At 72.2% G+C, this 19,132-nt stretch carries 13 protein-coding genes and 2 pseudogenes; all 15 read left to right on the top strand.

Features of this window, described 5'->3' with window-relative positions:
• Positions 1–213 (top strand): annotated as a pseudogene (locus tag ABZW03_RS19035) (NADH dehydrogenase subunit D); the annotation flags it as partial.
• Positions 214–230: 17 nt separating this feature from the next.
• On the top strand, positions 231–1,040 hold the full coding sequence (gene nuoE, locus ABZW03_RS19030; RefSeq protein WP_355259192.1) for an NADH-quinone oxidoreductase subunit NuoE: 810 nt from the start codon (positions 231–233) through the stop codon (positions 1,038–1,040).
• Positions 1,040–2,401 (top strand): NADH-quinone oxidoreductase subunit NuoF, encoded by a 1,362-nt coding sequence (gene nuoF, locus ABZW03_RS19025; RefSeq protein WP_355259186.1) that lies wholly within the window; start codon positions 1,040–1,042, stop codon positions 2,399–2,401. Before nuoE ends, nuoF begins: the two co-directional genes overlap by 1 nt.
• Positions 2,398–4,839: pseudogene (locus tag ABZW03_RS19020) on the top strand (NADH-quinone oxidoreductase subunit G); the annotation flags it as partial. The gene nuoF and the pseudogene ABZW03_RS19020, both read left to right, overlap by 4 nt.
• 266 nt (positions 4,840–5,105) lie before the next feature.
• Complete coding sequence (gene nuoH / locus ABZW03_RS19015) at positions 5,106–6,434, top strand: NADH-quinone oxidoreductase subunit NuoH (RefSeq protein ID WP_355259183.1); 1,329 nt, start codon at positions 5,106–5,108, stop codon at positions 6,432–6,434.
• Between the two features lie 6 nt (positions 6,435–6,440).
• Entirely contained in the window at positions 6,441–7,049 is a 609-nt protein-coding gene (nuoI, locus tag ABZW03_RS19010; RefSeq protein ID WP_355259180.1) for an NADH-quinone oxidoreductase subunit NuoI, read from the top strand.
• Positions 7,046–8,056 carry an NADH-quinone oxidoreductase subunit J gene (locus ABZW03_RS19005; RefSeq protein WP_355259177.1) on the top strand — a complete coding sequence of 337 codons (1,011 nt, stop codon included), beginning with the start codon at positions 7,046–7,048 and terminating at the stop codon, positions 8,054–8,056. Before nuoI ends, ABZW03_RS19005 begins: the two co-directional genes overlap by 4 nt.
• Positions 8,053–8,352, top strand: coding sequence for an NADH-quinone oxidoreductase subunit NuoK (nuoK, locus tag ABZW03_RS19000; RefSeq protein ID WP_030060110.1), 300 nt, complete (start codon positions 8,053–8,055; stop codon positions 8,350–8,352). The genes ABZW03_RS19005 and nuoK overlap by 4 nt, the downstream gene beginning before the upstream one ends.
• Before the next feature lie 14 nt (positions 8,353–8,366).
• Entirely contained in the window at positions 8,367–10,262 is a 1,896-nt protein-coding gene (gene nuoL / locus ABZW03_RS18995) for an NADH-quinone oxidoreductase subunit L (protein WP_355259174.1), read from the top strand.
• A 34-nt stretch (positions 10,263–10,296) separates the two neighbouring features.
• Positions 10,297–11,946 carry an NADH-quinone oxidoreductase subunit M gene (locus ABZW03_RS18990; protein WP_355259171.1) on the top strand — a complete coding sequence of 550 codons (1,650 nt, stop codon included), beginning with the start codon at positions 10,297–10,299 and terminating at the stop codon, positions 11,944–11,946.
• A gap of 11 nt (positions 11,947–11,957) precedes the next feature.
• A complete protein-coding gene (nuoN, locus tag ABZW03_RS18985; RefSeq protein ID WP_355259189.1) occupies positions 11,958–13,580 on the top strand; it encodes an NADH-quinone oxidoreductase subunit NuoN in 1,623 nt (540 codons plus the stop codon).
• A gap of 311 nt (positions 13,581–13,891) precedes the next feature.
• A complete protein-coding gene (locus tag ABZW03_RS18980) occupies positions 13,892–14,902 on the top strand; it encodes a polyprenyl synthetase family protein (protein ID WP_355259168.1) in 1,011 nt (336 codons plus the stop codon).
• A gap of 93 nt (positions 14,903–14,995) precedes the next feature.
• Positions 14,996–15,658, top strand: coding sequence for a response regulator transcription factor (locus ABZW03_RS18975; protein WP_355259165.1), 663 nt, complete (start codon positions 14,996–14,998; stop codon positions 15,656–15,658).
• Between the two features lie 222 nt (positions 15,659–15,880).
• Positions 15,881–17,953, top strand: a complete 2,073-nt coding sequence (locus ABZW03_RS18970) for a 2-oxoacid:acceptor oxidoreductase subunit alpha (RefSeq protein ID WP_355259162.1) — start codon at positions 15,881–15,883, stop codon at positions 17,951–17,953.
• Positions 17,950–19,002 carry a 2-oxoacid:ferredoxin oxidoreductase subunit beta gene (locus ABZW03_RS18965; RefSeq protein WP_355259159.1) on the top strand — a complete coding sequence of 351 codons (1,053 nt, stop codon included), beginning with the start codon at positions 17,950–17,952 and terminating at the stop codon, positions 19,000–19,002. Before ABZW03_RS18970 ends, ABZW03_RS18965 begins: the two co-directional genes overlap by 4 nt.
• The last annotated feature ends 130 nt before the right edge of the window (positions 19,003–19,132 follow it).

Genomic DNA, 19,132 nt, shown 5'->3' with positions numbered 1-19,132 from the left:
GGCCAGGCGTACGCGGCGGTCGAGTCGCCCAAGGGCGAGCTGGGCGTGCACGTGGTCAGCGACGGCGGGACGCGCCCGTACCGGGTCCACTTCCGGGACCCGTCGTTCACCAATCTGCAGACGATGGCGGCGATGTGCGAGGGCGGCCAGGTGGCCGACGTGATCGTCGCGGTGGCCGGGATCGACCCGGTGATGGGAGGCGTGGACCGGTGACCAACGTCGAACTCGGACTGCCGGCACTGCCGGCCGCACCGTACCCCGAGGAGGTGCACGCCCGGCTGGCCGCCGACGCCGCCGAGCTGATCGCCCGCTACCCGCAGCCCCGCTCGGCGCTGCTGCCGCTGCTGCACCTGGTGCAGGCCGAGGAGGGCTTCGTCAGCCCGACCGGGATCCGCTTCTGCGCCGAGCAGCTGGACCTCACCACCGCCGAGGTCACCGCGGTCGCGACCTTCTACACCATGTACCGGCGCCGCCCGGCCGGGAAGTACCACGTCGGGGTCTGCACCAACACCCTGTGCGCGGTGCTCGGCGGCGACCAGATCTTCGCCGAGCTCCAGGAGCACCTGGGCATCCGCAACAACGAGACCACCGAGGACGGCACGGTCTCGATCGAGCACATCGAGTGCAACGCGGCCTGTGACTACGCGCCCGTGGTGATGGTCAACTGGGAGTTCTTCGACAACCAGAGCCCGGAGAGCGCCCGGCAGCTGGTCGACGACCTGCGCGCCGGCCGCGAGGTCCGGCCCACCCGTGGCGCCCGGCTGTGCGGCTTCAAGGAGACCTCCCGGATCCTGGCCGGCTTCCCCGACGAGCGCCCGGGCGCCAACGACGAGTCCGGCGCGGGCGGCGCGCCCTCGCTGGCCGGCCTGCGGCTGTCCCGCGGCGAGGCCCTGCCCGGCACCCCCGGCACCAAGGTCGTCTCCCCCCGCCCCGAGTCCCCCCGCTCGGAATCCCCCCGCTCCGAGCAGGCCCGCCCCGAGCAGGCCCGCCCCGAATCCCCCCGCCCGGCGGGCAACGGCCAGGAAGGGAGCGAAGCGTGATGACCTCCGCCGAGCCGGCCGAGAAGCTGCTCACCCCGGTCCTGTCCGACTCCTGGGACGACAGCCGCCCCTGGACGCTCGACACCTACCGCCGCCACCACGGCTACGAGGGCCTCAAGGCGGCCCTCGCCATGCCGCCGGACGACGTGATCGCCCTGGTCAAGGACGCCGGCCTGCGCGGCCGCGGCGGCGCCGGCTTCCCCACCGGCATGAAGTGGCAGTTCATCCCGCAGAACGACGGCAAGCCGCACTACCTGGTGGTCAACGCGGACGAGTCCGAGCCGGGCACCTGCAAGGACATCCCGCTGCTGTTCGCCAACCCGCACGCGCTGATCGAGGGCATGATCATCGCTTCCTACGCGATCCGCTGCGACCACGCCTTCGTCTACCTGCGCGGCGAGGTCGTCCCGGTGCTGCGCCGGCTGCACGCGGCCGTCGCCGAGGCGTACGGGGCCGGGCTGCTCGGCCGGAACATCCTCGGCTCGGGCATCGACCTCGACATCACCGTGCACGCCGGCGCCGGCGCCTACATCTGCGGCGAGGAGACGGCGCTGCTGGACTCGCTGGAGGGCCGCCGCGGCCAGCCCAGGCTGCGGCCGCCGTTCCCGGCGATCGCGGGCCTGTACGCCTGCCCGACGGTGGTCAACAACGTCGAGTCGATCGCCTCGGTGCCGCCGATCCTGGCCCGCGGCAAGGAGTGGTTCAAGGCCCTGGGCACCGAGAAGTCCCCCGGCTTCACGCTCTACTCGCTCTCCGGCCACGTCACCAACCCCGGCCAGTACGAGGCCCCGCTCGGCATCACGCTGCGCCAGCTGCTCGACCTCAGCGGCGGCGTCCGGCCCGGGCACCGGCTGAAGTTCTGGACCCCGGGCGGTTCCTCCACCCCGATGTTCACCGACCAGCACCTCGACGTCCCGCTGGACTACGAGGGCGTCGGGGCGGCCGGCTCGATGCTCGGCACCAAGGCGCTCCAGGTCTTCGACGAGACCACCTGCGTGGTGCGGGCCGTCACCCGCTGGACGGAGTTCTACGCCCACGAGTCCTGCGGCAAGTGCACCCCCTGCCGCGAGGGCACCTACTGGCTGGTCCAGCTGCTCGAGCGGATCGAGGCGGGCCAGGGCGTCGACGGGGACCTGGAGAAGCTCCTCGACATCGCCGACAACATCAACGGCAAGTCCTTCTGCGCGCTGGGCGACGGCGCGGCCAGCCCGATCGTCTCCTCGCTCCAGCACTTCCGGGCCGAGTACGAGCAGCACCTGGCCGAGCGCCGCTGCCCGTTCGACCCGGCCGCCTCCACCGTCTGGGCCGACGGCCCCCGCCCCGGCCACCAGTCCGCCACCGAAAGGGAGGTGCACGCGTGACGATCACAGAGCCAACCGCCTCCGAGACCGCGGTCGAACTGGTCACGCTCACCATCGACGGCGTCGAAGTGCGGGTCCCCAAGGGAACGTTGGTGATCCGGGCCGCCGAGACCATCGGCACCCAGATCCCGCGCTTCTGCGACCACCCGCTGCTCGACCCGGCCGGCGCCTGCCGCCAGTGCATCGTCGAGGTCGAGGGCCAGCGCAAGCCGGTCGCCTCCTGCACCATCCCGGTGGCCGAGGGCATGGTGGTGCGCACCCAGCTCAGCTCGCCGGTGGCCGAGAAGGCCCAGCGCGGCGTGATGGAGCTGCTGCTGATCAACCACCCGCTGGACTGCCCGGTCTGCGACAAGGGCGGCGAGTGCCCGCTGCAGAACCAGGCGATGAGCAACGGCGCCGCCGACTCCCGCTTCGAGGGCATGAAGCGCACCTACGAGAAGCCGGTGCCGATCAGCAGCCAGGTGCTGCTGGACCGAGAGCGCTGCGTGCTGTGCGCGCGCTGCACCCGCTTCTCCCAGCAGATCGCCGGGGACCCGTTCATCGACCTGGTGGAGCGCGGGGCGCTGCAGCAGGTCGGCACCGGCGAGGGCGACGACTTCGAGTCCTACTTCTCCGGGAACACCATCCAGATCTGCCCGGTGGGCGCGCTGACCTCGGCGGCCTACCGGTTCCGCTCGCGCCCCTTCGACCTGGTCTCCTCGCCGAGCGTGTGCGAGCACTGCGCCTCGGGCTGCGCGCAGCGCACCGACCACCGGCGCGGCAAGGTGCTGCGCCGGCTGGCGGGCGAGGACCCGGCGGTGAACGAGGAGTGGAACTGCGACAAGGGCCGCTTCGCCTTCCGCTACGCCCAGCAGCGCGACCGGCTGACCAGCCCGCTGGTGCGGGTGGACGGCGAACTGGTGCCGGCCTCCTGGCCGGAGGCGCTGGCCCGGGCGGCCGAGGGCCTGCGCGGGGTCCGGGCCGGGGTGCTGGCCGGCGGCCGGGTGACGGTCGAGGACGGCTACGCGTACGGGAAGTTCGCGCGGGTGGTGCTCGGCACCAACGACGTGGACTTCCGGGCCCGCCCGCACAGCGACGAGGAGGCGGACTTCCTGGCCGCGGCGGTGGCCGGGCGGGGGGTCGACGTGGACGGCACCGGGGTGGCGTACCAGGACCTCGACCGGGCCCCGGCGGTGCTGCTGGCGGGCTTCGAGCCGGAGGAGGAGTCGCCGATCGTCTTCCTGCGGCTGCGCAAGGCGACCCGGGCGACGGGCCTCAAGGTGTTCTCGGTGGCCGCGTACGGCTCCCGGGGCCTGGCCAAACTGCGCGGCGCGCTGCTGCCGGCCGCTCCCGGCACCGAGCCGGAGTGGTTCGCGGCGCTGGCGGCGGACGAGCCGCTGAACGACGACGCGGGCCGGGCGGCCGAACTGCTGCGCACCCCGGGCGCGGTGATCCTGGCGGGCGAGCGGCTGGCCGCCGTCCCGGGCGCGCTGACGGCGGTGCTTCGGCTGGCGCACGCGACCGGCGCGAAGCTCGCCTGGGTGCCGCGCCGGGCCGGTGAGCGCGGGGCCGTGGAGGCGGGCGTGCTGCCGGGTCTGCTGCCCGGCGGCCGCCCGGTGGCCGTTCCGGCGGCCCGGGCGGAGGCGGCCGCGGTGTGGGGCGGCGTCGAGCTGCCGTCCCGGCCGGGCCGGGACACCGCCGGGATCCTGGCGGCGGCCGCCGCCGGCGAGCTGGACGCACTGCTGGTCGGCGGCGTGGACCCGGACGACCTGCCGGACCCGGCCCTGGCCGACGAGGCGCTGGCGGCGGTGCCGTTCCTGGTGTCGCTGGAGCTGCGGCCCTCGGCCGTGACGGCGCGCGCCGACGTGGTGCTGCCGGTGGCGGCGGTGGCGGAGAAGGCCGGCACCTTCCTGGACTGGGAGGGCCGGGTCCGGATGTTCGAGTCCGCGCTCAAGCCGGACCAGCAGATGGGCCGTCACCTCCAGTCGGACCTGCGGGTGCTGAGCATGCTGGCCGACGCGCTGGGCCGCCGACTGGGCCTGCCGGACGTCCGGGCGGCCCGGCTGGAGCTGGACCGTTTCGCCCCCTGGGAGGGCGACCGCACGGCCGACCCGGCGGCCCACCCCGAACTGCTGCCCCGGCCGGCCGTCGGCCAGGCGGTGCTGGCGGGTTGGCGCCTGCTGCTGGACAACGGCGTGCTGCAGCAGGGGGACCCGCACCTGGCGGGCACCCGGCACCGGGCGGTGGCCCGGATCTCGGCGGAGACGGCGAAGGAGATCGGCGCCGAGGCGGCCGACGCACTGCGGCTGACCGGCCCGGCCGGCTCGCTGACGCTGCCGCTGGAGGTCACCGACTCGATCCCGGACCGCACGGTCTGGGTCCCGCTCGACTCCACGCCGGGCGGCGCCCACCGCGCGCTCGGCACCACCGTCGGCCACCTGGTCACGATCGCCGCGGCCGAGCCCGAGCCCGAGCCCGAGCCTGAGGCCGCCCCCGAGTCGGAACCCGGCGCGGACCCGGCGACACCGGCCGAGGCCGAGGCCCAGGCACCGAACGCCCAGCAGGCCCAGCAGGCCCAGCAGGCCCAGGACGCTCAGGCACCGCAGGCCCAGGCCCAGGCCCAGGCCCAGGCCGAGGCCGAGGCCGAGGCCCACGCGCCGCAGGACCGGACCGGGGCGACCGCGGACGAGACCGCGGACGGGACCGCGGCCGAAGGGGAGGACCGATGACCTCGCAGCCGTACGAGACGCTCCACTTCTTCGGCCAGGACCCGTGGTGGCTGGTCCTGCTGAAGGCGGTGTTCTGCTTCGCCTTCCTGGTCCTGACGGTGCTGATCGCGATCGTCTGGGAGCGCAAGGTGGTGGCCTGGATGCAGCTGCGCATCGGCCCCAACCGGCACGGCCCGTGGGGCCTGCTGCAGTCACTGGCCGACGGCGTGAAGCTGGCGCTGAAGGAAGACCTGGTGGTCAAGGGCTCGGACAAGGTGGTCTACATCCTGGCCCCGATCGTCTGCGCCATCCCCGCGTTCATGGCCTTCGCGGTGATCCCGTTCGGCCCGGCCGGCAACGAGGTGTCGATCTTCGGCACCCGGACGCCGCTCCAGCTGACGGACTTCCCGGTCGCGCTGCTGTACGTCCTGGCGACGGCCTCGGTGGGCATCTACGGCATCGTGCTGGCCGGCTGGTCCTCCGGGTCGACGTACCCGCTGCTGGGCGGGCTGCGCTCGGCCGCGCAGATGGTCAGCTACGAGATCGCGATGGGCCTGTCCTTCGCGGCGGTGTTCATCTACTCGGGCTCGATGTCGACCTCGGAGATCGTGGCGCACCAGCGGCCGACCTGGTTCGCCGCGCTGCTGCCGGTGTCGTTCATCGTCTACGTCATCGCGATGGTCGGCGAGACCAACCGGGCGCCGTTCGACCTGCCGGAGGCCGAGGGCGAGCTGGTCGGCGGCTTCAACACCGAGTACTCCTCGCTGAAGTTCGCGATGTTCATGCTGGCCGAGTACGTGAACATGGTGACGGTCTCGGCGGTGGCCTCGACCCTCTTCCTGGGCGGCTGGCGGGCCCCGTGGCCGGTGTCGACGTTCTGGGAGGGCGCCAACCACGGCTGGTGGCCGATGCTCTGGCTCACGCTGAAGATCCAGCTGCTGCTGTTCCTCTTCATCTGGCTGCGCGGCACGCTGCCCCGGTTCCGCTACGACCAGTTCATGAAGCTGGGCTGGAAGGTCCTGATCCCGGTCTCGCTGGTCTGGCTGGTGATGATCGCGAGCGTCCGGGCGCTGCGCAACGAGGGCTACGGCTTCGGCCAGGTGGTGCTGTACGTGGGCGCCCCGGTCGGGGCGGTGCTGCTGCTGGCGCTGCTGCGGGACTTCCTGCGGAAGCAGCCGGAGCCCGAGGAGGCCCCGCCCACGGCCGAATTCGATCCGCTGGCGGGCGGCTACCCGGTTCCGCCGCTGCCCGGCCAGGTGCTCCCGCCAGTGCCGCGCCGGCCCAGCCGCGCCCCGAAGCAACTCCAGGACGCCCTCAACGGGGCCGACCATTCCGAAGGGAGCTGAACCGAGATGTCCGACCAGTCCGGTCGTACGGACCGCCCCGAGCGGGGCGACCGTCCGTCGATCCTCGGCCCGGCCGCCGGCTTCGGCGTGACCTTCAAGGCCATGTTCAAGAAGCGGCTCACCGAGCAGTACCCGGAGCAGAAGAAGCCCACCGCTCCGCGCTTCCACGGCCGCCACCAGCTGAACCGGCACCCGGACGGCCTGGAGAAGTGCGTCGGCTGCGAGCTGTGCGCGTGGGCCTGCCCGGCCGACGCGATCTACGTGGAGGGCGCGGACAACCGGGACGAGGAGCGCTACTCCCCGGGCGAGCGCTACGGCGCGGTGTACCAGATCAACTACGCCCGCTGCATCCTGTGCGGGCTGTGCATCGAGGCCTGCCCGACCCGGGCGCTGACCATGACCAACGAGTACGAGCTGGCCGACTCCTCCCGGCGGGACCTCATCTTCACCAAGGAGCAGCTGCTGGTGGGCCTGTCCGAGGGCATGGTCGACACCCCGCACGCGATCTTCCCGGGCACCGACGAGGGCGCGTACTACCGCGGCGAGATCACCGCGGCGGCGCCGGGGACGGTCCAGCAGGAGCGCACCGACCGGGAGAAGGAGGTGCAGCAGTGATCGCGCTGGCGGAGGCGACCGGGACGACCTCCACGGGTGAGGCCGTCCAGTTCTGGGTGCTCGCGGTGATCGCGGTCGGCGGCGCCCTCGGCATGGTGCTGATGCGCAAGGCCGTGCACAGCGCGCTCTGCCTGGCGGCCACCATGCTGGCGCTGGCGGTCTGTTACATGGCCCAGGGCGCGGTGTTCCTGGGCGTGGTGCAGATCGTGGTCTACACCGGCGCGATCATGATGCTGTTCCTGTTCGTGGTGATGCTGGTCGGCGTCACCAGCGAGGACTCCCTGAAGGAGCAGCTGAAGGGCCAGCGGTTCGCCGCGGCGCTGTGCGGGCTGGGCTTCGGCGTGCTGCTGATCGCCGGGATCGCCAACGCCAAGCTGAACCACTTCACCGGGCTGACCGAGGCGAACGCCGAGGGCAACGTGCCGGGCCTGGCCCGGCTGATCTTCACCCGGTACGTGTGGGCCTTCGAGGTCACCGGCGCGCTGCTGATCACCGCTGCGGTCGGCGCGATGGTGCTGACCCACCGGGAGCACGTGAAGGCGCCGAAGACGCAGCGCGAGCTGGCGGCGCAGCGGGTCAGGGACAACATCCAGGTGCCGCCGCTGCCGGCGCCGGGCGTGTACGCGCGGCACAACGCGGTGGACGTCCCGGCGCTGCTGCCGGACGGCACGATCGCCGAGGACTCGGTGATGGCGACGCTGCGCGAGCGCGGCCAGGTCCGGGACGTCAGCCAGGCGATGCTGCGGCGGATGGCGGAGCTGGAGAACACCACAGCGGACTGGCTGGGCCGTCCGTCCTCGGAGCGCCCGGCGGTGGCGGCCCCGCGCAAGTCGCTGGAGCCGGTGCCGGCGAACGGCAAGCCGGCGGCGAACGGCGAACCGGCCGCGAACGGCGAACCGGCCGCGAAGGGACAACCGGCCGCGAAGGGACGACCGGCGGCTGCGAACGGCGAGCCGGTGCCGGCGAACCACGTGCAGCACCCGGCCGGCGAGGAGGGCGCGGAGTGAACCCGGTCAACTACCTCTACCTGGCGGCCCTGCTGTTCACCATCGGCGCGGCCGGGGTGCTGATCCGCCGCAACGCGATCGTGCTGTTCATGTGCGTGGAGCTGATGCTGAACGCCTCGAACCTCGCCCTGGTGACCTTCTCCCGGCTGCACGGGACCCTGGACGGCCAGATCATCGCGTTCTTCACGATGGTGGTCGCGGCGGCCGAGGTCGTGGTCGGCCTCGCCATCATCGTCTCCATCTTCCGGACCAGGCACTCCGCTTCGGTCGACGACAGCAACCTGATGAAGCTGTAGGCGGAGGGCCTTCGGTGAACTCTCTCATTCCGCTGCTGGTGGCGGCCCCACTGGCGGGCGCCGCCCTGCTGCTGCTCGGCGGCCGGGCGCTGGACCGGTACGGCCACTGGCTGGCCACCGGGCTCGCGGCGCTCTCGTTCGGCTTCGGCCTGGCCCTGTTCTCGGACATGCTCGGCCGTGACGCCGAGCACCGGGCGGTCACCAGGCACCTCTTCAGCTGGATCCCGGTCAACGGCTTCCAGGCCGACGTCTCCTTCCGGCTCGACCAGCTGTCGATCACCTTCGTCCTGCTGATCACCGGTGTCGGCACGCTGATCCACCTCTACTCGGTCGGCTACATGGCGCACGACGAGCGCCGGCGCCGCTTCTTCGCCTACCTGAACCTGTTCCTGGCCGCCATGCTGCTGCTGGTGGTCGCGGACAACTACCTGCTGCTGTACTTCGGTTGGGAGGGCGTGGGCCTGGCCTCCTATCTCCTGATCGGCTTCTGGCAGCACAAGCCGAGCGCGGCGACGGCGGCGAAGAAGGCCTTCATCGTCAACCGCGTCGGGGACGTCGGCCTGTCCGTCGCGATCATGCTGATGTTCGCGGAGTTCGGCTCCTTCGCCTTCGACCCGGTCTTCGGCGGCGCGCACCAGGCGAGCGAGGGCAAGCTGACGGCGATCGGCCTGATGCTGCTGCTGGCGGCCTGCGGCAAGTCGGCGCAGGTGCCGCTGCAGTCCTGGCTCGGGGACGCGATGGAGGGCCCGACCCCGGTGTCGGCGCTGATCCACGCCGCCACCATGGTGACCGCCGGCGTCTACCTGATCACCCGCTCCTCGGCGGTCTTCGACCTGGCGCCGGACGCGCAGACCGCCGTGGTGGTGGTCGGCGCGGTCACGCTGCTGTTCGGTGCGATCGTCGGTTGCGCCAAGGACGACATCAAGAAGGCGCTGGCCGGCTCGACCATGTCGCAGATCGGCTACATGGTGCTGGCGGCCGGGCTCGGCCCGATCGGCTACGCCTTCGCGATCATGCACCTGGTGACCCACGGCTTCTTCAAGGCCGGGCTGTTCCTCGGCGCCGGGTCGGTCATGCACGGCATGAACGACGAGGTGAACATGCGTCACTACGGCGGCCTGCGGAAGTACATGCCGGTCACCTTCGTCACCTTCGGCCTCGGCTACCTGGCGATCATCGGCTTCCCGGGCCTGTCCGGCTTCTTCTCCAAGGACAAGATCATCGAGGCGGCCTTCGCGAAGGGCGGCACCGAGGGCTGGATCCTCGGGCTGTGCGCGCTGGTCGGCGCGGCGGTCACCGCGTTCTACATGACCCGGGTGATGGTGCTGACCTTCTTCGGCGAGAAGCGCTGGCAGACCGACGCGGAGGGCAACGCCCCGCACCCGCACGAGTCGCCCCGGACGATGACCGTCCCGATGGTCCTGCTGGCCGTCGGCTCGGTCTTCGCGGGCGGGCTGTTCGCCTTCAACGGCTCCTTCCTGAAGTGGCTGGAGCCGGTCACCGGGCACGAGGAGGGGAACTCCCCGCTCGCCCCGCTGACCGTCACCCTGCTGACCACGGCCTGCATGCTGGCCGGCGTCGGCCTCGCGTACCTGATGTACGGGCGCTCGCCCGTCCCGGTGGTGCCGCCGGTCGGCTCCCCGCTCACCCGGGCCGCCCGCCGCGACCTGCTGCAGGACGACTTCAACCACGCGGTGCTGGTGCGGCCGGGCTCGGCGCTCGCCGCGGCGCTGGTCTTCTTCGACAGCCGCGGCCTGGACGGCGTGGTCAACGGCCTGGCCGCCGCGATCGGCGGGCTCTCCGGCCGGCTGCGGCGGGTGCAGAACGGCTTCGTCCGCTCGTACGCGCTCTCCATGTTCGGCGGCACGCTGGTGCTGGTCGCCACGACTCTCCTGATGAGGTCCACGTGATGACTCGTCCTGACAAGGGCCGGGGGGTCAGGCCATGAGCGTCCTCCTGACCGCCACCTGCGCCGTCCCGGCGGCCGGAGCGGTGCTGACCGCCGCGCTGCCGGCCGGCTCCTCCGAGAGCCGGCGCCGGACCACCAAGGCCGTCGCGCTGGGCGTCTCGGCCGTCACCCTGGTGCTGGCCGCCGTGGTGGCGACCCGCTACGACCCGAACGGCGCCCGCTTCCAGCTGAACGAGTCGTACAGCTGGATCCGCTCCTTCGGCATCACCTTCTCGCTCGGCGTGGACGGCATCGGCGCCGTGCTGGCCCTGCTCACCGCCGTCCTCGTGCCGCTGGTGATCCTGGCCTCCTGGCACGACGCCGACCCGGCCCCCGCCGGGCCCGGCGGCACCCCCGCCGCCGAGGCCCCCGCCGCCGAGACCTTCGAGGGGCGGCGGCGGACCCAGGGCTTCTTCGCCCTGATCCTGGCGGTGGAGGCGATGGTGGTCGTCGCCTTCTACGCCACCGACGTCTTCGTGTTCTACGTGTTCTTCGAAGCCATGCTGATCCCGATGTACTTCCTGATCGGCGGCTTCGGCGACCGGGCGGGCGGCCCCGAGTCGGCGCGTCAGCGCTCCTACGCGGCCGTGAAGTTCCTGCTCTACAACCTGCTCGGCGGCCTGGTGATGCTGGCCGCGGTGATCGGCCTGTACGTGACGGCGCAGGACCAGGGCTTCGGCACCTTCGACCTGCCGACCCTGACCTCGGCGATCGCCGACGGCCGGCTCCAGCTGACCGGCACCGCCGAGAAGGCGCTGTTCCTGGGCTTCTTCTTCGCCTTCGCGGTGAAGGCCCCGCTGTGGCCGCTGCACACCTGGCTGCCGAACGCGATGGGCGAGTCCACCGCCGGCACCGCGGTGCTGATCACCGCGGTGGTCGACAAGGTCGGCACCTTCGCGATGCTGCGCTTCTGCCTCGGGCTGTTCCCGGACGCCTCGAAGACCTTCGCCCCGGCGATCCTGGTCCTCGCGCTGATCGGGATCGTCTACGGCGCGCTGCTGGCGGTCGGCCAGAAGGACATCAAGCGCCTGGTGGCGTACGCCTCGATCTCGCACTTCGGCTTCATCATCATGGGGATCTTCGCCCTGACCAGCCAGGGCCAGAGCGGCGCCACCCTCTACATGGTCAACCACGGCCTGTCCACGGCGGCGTGGATGCTGGTGGCGGGCTTCCTGATCTCCCGGCGCGGCTCGCGGCTGATCGCCGACTACGGCGGCGTGCAGAAGGTCGCCCCGGTGCTCGCCGGGACGTTCCTGATCGGCAGCCTGGCCACCCTGTCGCTGCCCGGGCTCGCCCCGTTCGTCAGCGAGTTCCTGGTGCTGGTGGGCACCTTCACCCGCTACCCGGCGATCGGCGTGGTGGCCACCTTCGGCATCGTGCTGGCCGCGCTGTACGCCCTGCTGCTGTACCAGCGCACGATGACCGGCCCGGTGAAGGACGGGGTGCGCACGATGCCCGACCTCAAGGCCCGCGAACTCGCCGTGGTCGGCCCGCTGGTGGCGCTGACCATCCTGCTCGGCGTCTACCCCAAGCCGCTCACCGACCTGGTCGACCCCTCGGTGAACGCGACGCTCTCGCAGGTCCACCAGACCGACCCGGCGCCGGCCCACCCGGTCGCCGCCACCTCAGGAGGTGAGCACAAGTGAGCGCCACCGCAATGCTCGCCGCCGCCGGCGGCAACACCGCCAGCATCCCGGCGCCGCAGATCGAGTACGGCCGGCTCTCCCCGATGCTCGTGGTGTTCGCCGCGGCCGTGGCCGGTGTCCTGGTGGAGGCCTTCGTGCCCCGCCGGTACCGGCACTGGACCCAGGTGACGCTCGCCCTGGCCGGGCTGGTCGGCGCGTTCGTCGCCGTGGTGGTGCTGGCCGCGCAGAGCCACGGCTTCACCCGGATCGACCTGCTGGCGATGGAGACGGTCGCGATGGACGGCCCGGCGCTGTTCCTCCAGGGCGTGATCCTGCTGGCCTCCGTGGTCGCGGTGCTCACCTACGCCGAGCGCCGGCTGGAGCCCAAGGCCGGCGGCCTGCCCGCCGACGCCTTCGCCGCCCAGGCCGCCGCCACCCCCGGCGGCGAGCAGGAGCGGGCCGCGGTCCGGGCCGGCTTCGCCACCAGCGAGGTCTTCCCGCTCACCATGTTCGCGGTCGGCGGCATGCTGCTGTTCCCCGCGGCCAACGACCTGCTGACCATGTTCGTGGCGCTGGAGGTCTTCTCGCTGCCGCTGTACCTGCTGTGCGCGCTGGCCCGGCGCCGCCGGCTGCTCTCCCAGGAGGCGGCGGTCAAGTACTTCCTGCTCGGCGCCTTCGCCTCGGCGTTCTTCCTGTTCGGCACCGCGCTGCTGTACGGCTACGCGGGCAGCGTCCGGCTCGGCGACATCGGGGACGTCATCTCCGGCAAGGCGATGACCACCCCCGCGCAGCTGAGCACCACCCAGAGCGACGCGCTGGTGCTGACCGGCCTGGCGATGCTGGCGGTCGGCCTGCTGTTCAAGGTGGCCGCGGTGCCGTTCCACTCCTGGACCCCGGACGTCTACCAGGGCGCGCCGACCCCGGTGACCGGCTTCATGGCGGCGGCCACCAAGGTCGCGGCCTTCGGGGCCTTCCTGCGGCTGTTCTACGTGGCCTTCCCGGGCCTGCGGCTGGACTGGCGGCCGGTGATGTGGGGGGTGGCGATCCTCACCATGGTGGTCGGCGCGGTGCTCGCGGTGACCCAGCAGGACGTCAAGCGCCTGCTGGCGTACTCCTCGATCGCCCACGCCGGGTTCATCCTGACCGGCGTGATCGCCGTCAACAAGCAGGGCATCTCCTCGGTGCTGTTCTACCTGCTGGCGTACTCCTTCGTGACGCTCGGCGCGTTCGCCGTGGTCACCCTGGTGCGCGACTCCAAGGGCGAGGCGACCCACCTGTCCAGCTGGGCCGGGCTGGGGCGGCGCTCGCCGCTGGTGGCGGCGGTGTTCGCGCTGTTCCTGCTGGCCTTCGCCGGGATCCCGCTGACCTCCGGCTTCACCGGGAAGTTCGCGGTCTTCCAGGCCGCGGCGAGCGGCGGGGCGACCCCGCTGGTGGTCGTCGGCGTGCTGAGCTCGGCGGTGGCCGCGTTCTTCTACATCCGGGTCATCGTGCTGATGTTCTTCTCGGACCCGCAGCCGGGCGGCCCCACGGTGGCGATCCCGAGCGCCTTCACGGCGACCGCGATCGGGGTGGGGGTGCTGGTCACGCTGGGTCTCGGACTGCTCCCGCAGTACTTCCTCGACCTGGCGTCCAAGGCCTCGCTGTTCGTGCGCTGACCTTTACGTCCACCGCTCCCGACCAGGCCCCGTCCGGGCCGCGCCCAGCCCGCGCGGCCCGGACGGGTCTGTGTGGGGAGCCGGGGCCGGGGGAGTTCCGAGCGGCTCTCCCGCCTTTATTTCCAGCCGAATTCGCCCCCACCGCCATCCGGCCCGCAGAGCCGCCCTGACCAGGGCATCAGGCCCGATCATGACAGGATCCGCACGCCCGTGCAGTGATCCACTCGCGACCGGATACCCTGCCTGTATGGCCAGCGGCGGCACTCAGGGACCAGGCCGCTAGATCGACCAGGGACAGAGGAGTGGTCTTCGTGACCGTCGTGGAACCCTTCGGGCTCAGCGTGCAGGACCGCGACCTGACCCGGGACGTCCAGGCCGGACTGGAGGCCGTGGAGGCGGCGCTCGGCGAGGCCGTCAAGAGCGACGTCCCCTTCATCACCGTCACCGCCAGTCACCTCCTCGAGGCCGGCGGCAAGCGCTTCCGCCCGCTGCTCCTGCTGCTCGCCGCCCAGTTCGGCGACCCGGGGGCGCCCGGCGTGGTGCCCGCCGCCGTGGTGGTCGAGCTGACCCACCTGGCCACGCTCTACCACGACGACGTCATGGACGAGGCGCCGGTGCGCCGCGGTGCCCCGAGCGCCAACTCCCGCTGGGACAACTCGGTCGCCATCCTCACCGGCGACTTCCTGTTCTCCCGCGCCTCCCAGGTGCTCGCCGACCTCGGCCCGGAGGCCGTGCGGATGCAGGCCGAGGCCTTCGAGCGGCTGGTCACCGGCCAGATCCTGGAGACCCGCGGCCCCGGCCAGGACATGGACCCGCTGCTGCACTACCTGGACGTCCTGGAGGGCAAGACCGGCTCGCTGATCGCCGTCGCCTGCCGGATAGGAGCGCTGATGGCCGGCGCCGAGCGCGAGCTGGTGGAGACCCTCGGCGAGTTCGGTGAGCGGATCGGCATCGCCTTCCAGCTGGCCGACGACGTGCTGGACATCGCCAGCGACGGCCACGAGTCCGGCAAGACCCCCGGCACCGACCTGCGCGAGGGCGTGCCGACCCTGCCGACCCTGCTGCTGCGGCAGATGCCCGCCGACCCGGCCGACCCGGACGACACCCGGCTGCGCGAACTGCTCGACCAGGACCTCTCCGACGACGACCTGCACGCCGAGGCGCTGCGCCTGCTGCGCGCCCACCCGGCGCTGGAGCGGGCCCGGGCCGAGACCCTGCGCCGGGCCGAGGAGGCCCGGGCGCTGCTCGCCCCGCTGCCGGCCTGCGCGGCGAAGTCCGCCCTGGAGGGCCTCTGCGACGCGGTGGCGATCCGCACCATGTGAGCCCGGCCGGGCCCTGCCGGGCCCGGGCCCGGGGCGCGCCCCGGGATGGGGGAGACTGACTCCCGTCAGCCCACGCCTGCCGGGAAGGTCGTTATGCGTCGCGTCGTCATCGCCGAGGACTCCGTACTGCTGAGGGAGGGACTGACCCGGCTGCTCACCGATCGCGGCCTGGAGGTCGTCGCCGGGGTCGGGGACGGCGAGGCCCTGGTGAAGACCATCCACGACCTGGCGGCGGCCGACGCCCTGCCCGACGTCGTGGTCTCCGACGTGCGGATGCCGCCGAGCCACACCGACGAGGGCCTGCGCGCCTGCGTGGAGCTGCGGGCCCGCTACCCGCGACTGGGCGTGCTGGTGCTGTCGCAGTTCGTGGAGGAGCGCTACGCCTCCGAGCTGCTGGCGGGCTCCACCCGGGGCGTCGGCTACCTGCTCAAGGACCGGGTCGCCGAGGTGCGGGAGTTCGCCGACGCGGTGGTCCGGGTCGCCGAGGGCGGCACCGCGCTGGACCCGGAGGTGGTGCAGCAGCTCCTCAGCCGCAGTCGCAAGGGCGACGTTCTGGCCAATCTCACGCCGCGCGAGCGCGAGGTGCTCGGGCTGATGGCGGAGGGCCGCACCAACGCGGCGGTGGCCAAGCAACTGGTGGTCTCCGACGGCGCGGTGGAGAAGCACGTCAGCAACATCTTCCTCAAGCTGGGCCTGACCCAGAGCGCGGAGGACCACCGCCGGGTGCTGGCCGTGCTCACCTACCTCAACTCCTGAGGCCGGACGCGCCGGTTCCGCCGCGGTTCCGCCGTCGTGGCTCCCCGGGCCCGTCCGGCCCGGGGAGCGCATCTCGGCCATGCGCGCGCCGGGTGCTCGCGCCTGCCCGCCGGAGCCGGAATGATCGCCGTCGGGCGGGCGTTGACGCTCATGTGCGGTGCTGCCGCGGGCCGGTGAAATAACTGCCGTGGTTCCGGCCGCCGTCGTGTCGGCCCGCATAGGATGCGAGAGGTGCACCAGGCGGACGGGGCACGGGGCCGCGCCCGCGGTGGTGTGCCCACGAGGAGGTCCGCGGCAGTGACCAGTCAGGTCGATCAGTCAGAGGCAGTGGACGGCCCGGACGGCGGCGAGGCCCGTACCGGGAGCGGCGACGCTCGCCCGGGCTCGGCCACGCCCGCCGGCCCACCCGCGCCGGGCGGCCCTCCGGTGAAGCCGGGCAAGCCCATCCGCAGACTCGATCGGGTGATCATTCGCTTCGCCGGCGACTCCGGTGACGGCATGCAGCTGACCGGTGACCGGTTCACCTCGGAGACGGCGTCCTTCGGCAACGACCTGTCCACGCTGCCGAACTTCCCGGCCGAGATCCGGGCGCCCGCCGGCACCCTGCCGGGCGTCTCGTCCTTCCAGCTGCACTTCGCCGACCACGACATCCTGACCCCGGGTGACGCCCCGAACGTGCTGGTCGCGATGAACCCGGCCGCGCTGAAGGCGAACCTGCCGGACCTGCCGCGCGGCGCCGAGATCATCGTCAACACCGACGAGTTCACCAAGCGCGCGCTGGCCAAGGTCGGCTACCCGGCGGACCCGCTGACCGACGGTTCGCTGGACGGCTTCCACCTGCACAAGGTGCCGCTGACCACGCTGACCCTGGAGGCGCTCAAGGACAGCGGCCTGGCCCGCAAGGACGCGGAGCGGGCGAAGAACATGTTCGCCCTGGGCCTGCTGTCCTGGATGTACCACCGGCCCACGCACGGAACGGAGTCGTTCCTGCGTACCAAGTTCGCGAAGAAGCCGCAGATCGCCGAGGCCAACATCAGCGCCTTCCGGGCGGGCTGGAACTTCGGCGAGACCACGGAGTCCTTCGCGGTCTCCTACGAGGTGCCGCCGGCCAGGCTCCCGGCCGGGCGCTACCGCAACATCTCCGGCAACCTCGCGCTGTCCTACGGGCTGATCGCCGCCGCGCAGCGCTCCGGACTGCCGCTGTACCTGGGCTCCTACCCGATCACCCCGGCCTCGGACATCCTGCACGAGCTGAGCCGGCACAAGAACTTCGGGGTGCGCACCTTCCAGGCGGAGGACGAGATCGCCGGGGTCGGCGCCGCACTCGGCGCGGCCTTCGGCGGGGCGCTCGGCGTGACCACCACCTCCGGGCCGGGCGTCGCGCTGAAGTCCGAGACGATCGGCCTGGCCGTCTCGCTCGAACTGCCGCTGCTGGTCGTGGACATCCAGCGCGGCGGCCCGTCCACCGGCCTGCCGACCAAGACCGAGCAGGCGGACCTGCTGCAGGCGATGTTCGGCCGCAACGGCGAGGCCCCGGTGCCGATCGTCGCCCCGGCCACGCCCGCGGAGTGCTTCGACGCGGCCCTGGAGGCGGCCCGGATCGCGGTCACCTACCGCACCCCGGTGTTCCTGCTCTCGGACGGCTACCTGGCCAACGGCTCGGAGCCCTGGCGGATCCCCGACGTCGACGAACTGCCGGAGATCGACCCGCGGTTCGCCACCGGCCCGAACCGCGAGGACGGCGCCTTCTGGCCGTACCTGCGCGATCCGCGGACGCTGGCCAGGCCCTGGGCGCTGCCCGGCACGCCCGGCCTGGAGCACCGGATCGGCGGCATCGAGAAGCAGGACGGCACCGGCAACATCTCCTACGACCCGGCCAACCACGACTTCATGGTCCGCACCCGGCAGGCCAAGATCGACGGCATCACGGTGAAGCCGGTCGAGGTGGACGACCCGACCGGCGACGCCCGGGTGCTGGTGCTCGGCTGGGGCTCGACCTACGGGCCGATCACCGCCGCGGTGCGCCGGGTGCGCGCGGACGGCGGCGAGGTCGCCCAGGCGCACCTGCGCAACCTCAACCCGTTCCCGGCCAACCTGGGCTCGGTACTGCGGAGTTACGAGAAGATCATCGTGCCCGAGATGAACCTCGGGCAGCTGGCCCTGCTGCTGCGGGCGAAGTACCTGGTGGACGCCGAGTCCTACAACCAGGTGCGCGGACTGCCCTTCAAGGCGGCCCAGTTGGCGGACGTGCTGTGGGCCGCGATCGGCACCCTGGACGAGGAGGACCACCGATGAGCGAGCGCTTCCCGTCCCTGCGACTGGTGCCGAAGGCCGAAGGCCCGCAGAGCGCCCGGGACTTCAAGACCGACCAGGAGGTGCGCTGGTGCCCGGGCTGCGGGGACTACGCGATCCTCGCGGCGGTGCAGTCCTTCATGCCGGAGCTGGGCATCAAGCGCGAGAACACGGTGTTCGTCTCGGGCATCGGCTGCTCCTCGCGCTTCCCGTACTACATGAACACCTACGGGGTGCACTCGATCCACGGCCGGGCGCCGGCGATCGCGACCGGGCTGGCCACCGCGCGCCAGGACCTGAGCGTCTGGGTGGTGACCGGTGACGGCGACGCGCTGTCGATCGGCGGCAACCACCTGATCCACGCCCTGCGGCGGAACGTCAATCTGAAGATCCTGCTGTTCAACAACCGTATCTACGGCCTCACCAAGGGCCAGTACTCGCCCACCAGTGAGATCGGCAAGATCACCAAATCCACCCCGATGGGCTCGCTGGACGCGCCGTTCAACCCGCTGTCGCTGGCGATCGGGGCCGAGGCCACCTTCGTCGCGCGCACCATCGACTCGGACCGCCAGCACCTCCAGTCGGTGCTGCGGGCGGCCGCCGAGCACGAGGGCACCGCGCTGGTGGAGATCTACCAGAACTGCAACATCTTCAACGACGGCGCCTTCGAGGTGCTGAAGGAGCCCGGCAGCCGGGACGAGGCGCTGATCCGGCTGGAGCACGGGCAGGCCGTCCGCTTCGGCGCGGACCTGGCGAACGGCGTCTTCCGGGGCCGGGACGGCGAGCTGTTCACCGCCCCGGTCACGGCGGAGAACGAGGCGGACGTGCTGGTCCACGCCGCGCACGCGGCCAGCCCCGCCACCGCCTTCGCGCTTTCCCGGATCGCCGACGCGGACACCCTGCACCACACGCCGATCGGCGTGCTGCGCAGCGTCGAACGGCCGGTCTACGACGAGCTGATGGCGGACCAGCTGGCCACCGCCGCCGCCCAGCGCGGCGCGGGGGACCTGGCCACCCTGCTCGCCGGCAACGACACCTGGACGGTGGACTGACCGTCCGCCGGAACGCGCGGCGCCCCCTGTCCCGGCCTTGGGTTCTAGCGGTCGTTGCAACACCCCAGTTCAAGGGGTGCGATGGACTTCGAGATCCGGGAAGACCGGCACAAGAAGGGGCAGCGTCTGA

The sequence above is a fragment of the Kitasatospora sp. NPDC004799 genome (assembly GCF_040609095.1).
GTDB lineage: Bacteria > Actinomycetota > Actinomycetes > Streptomycetales > Streptomycetaceae > Kitasatospora.
This window is presented reverse-complemented; position numbering and strand designations above follow the sequence as displayed.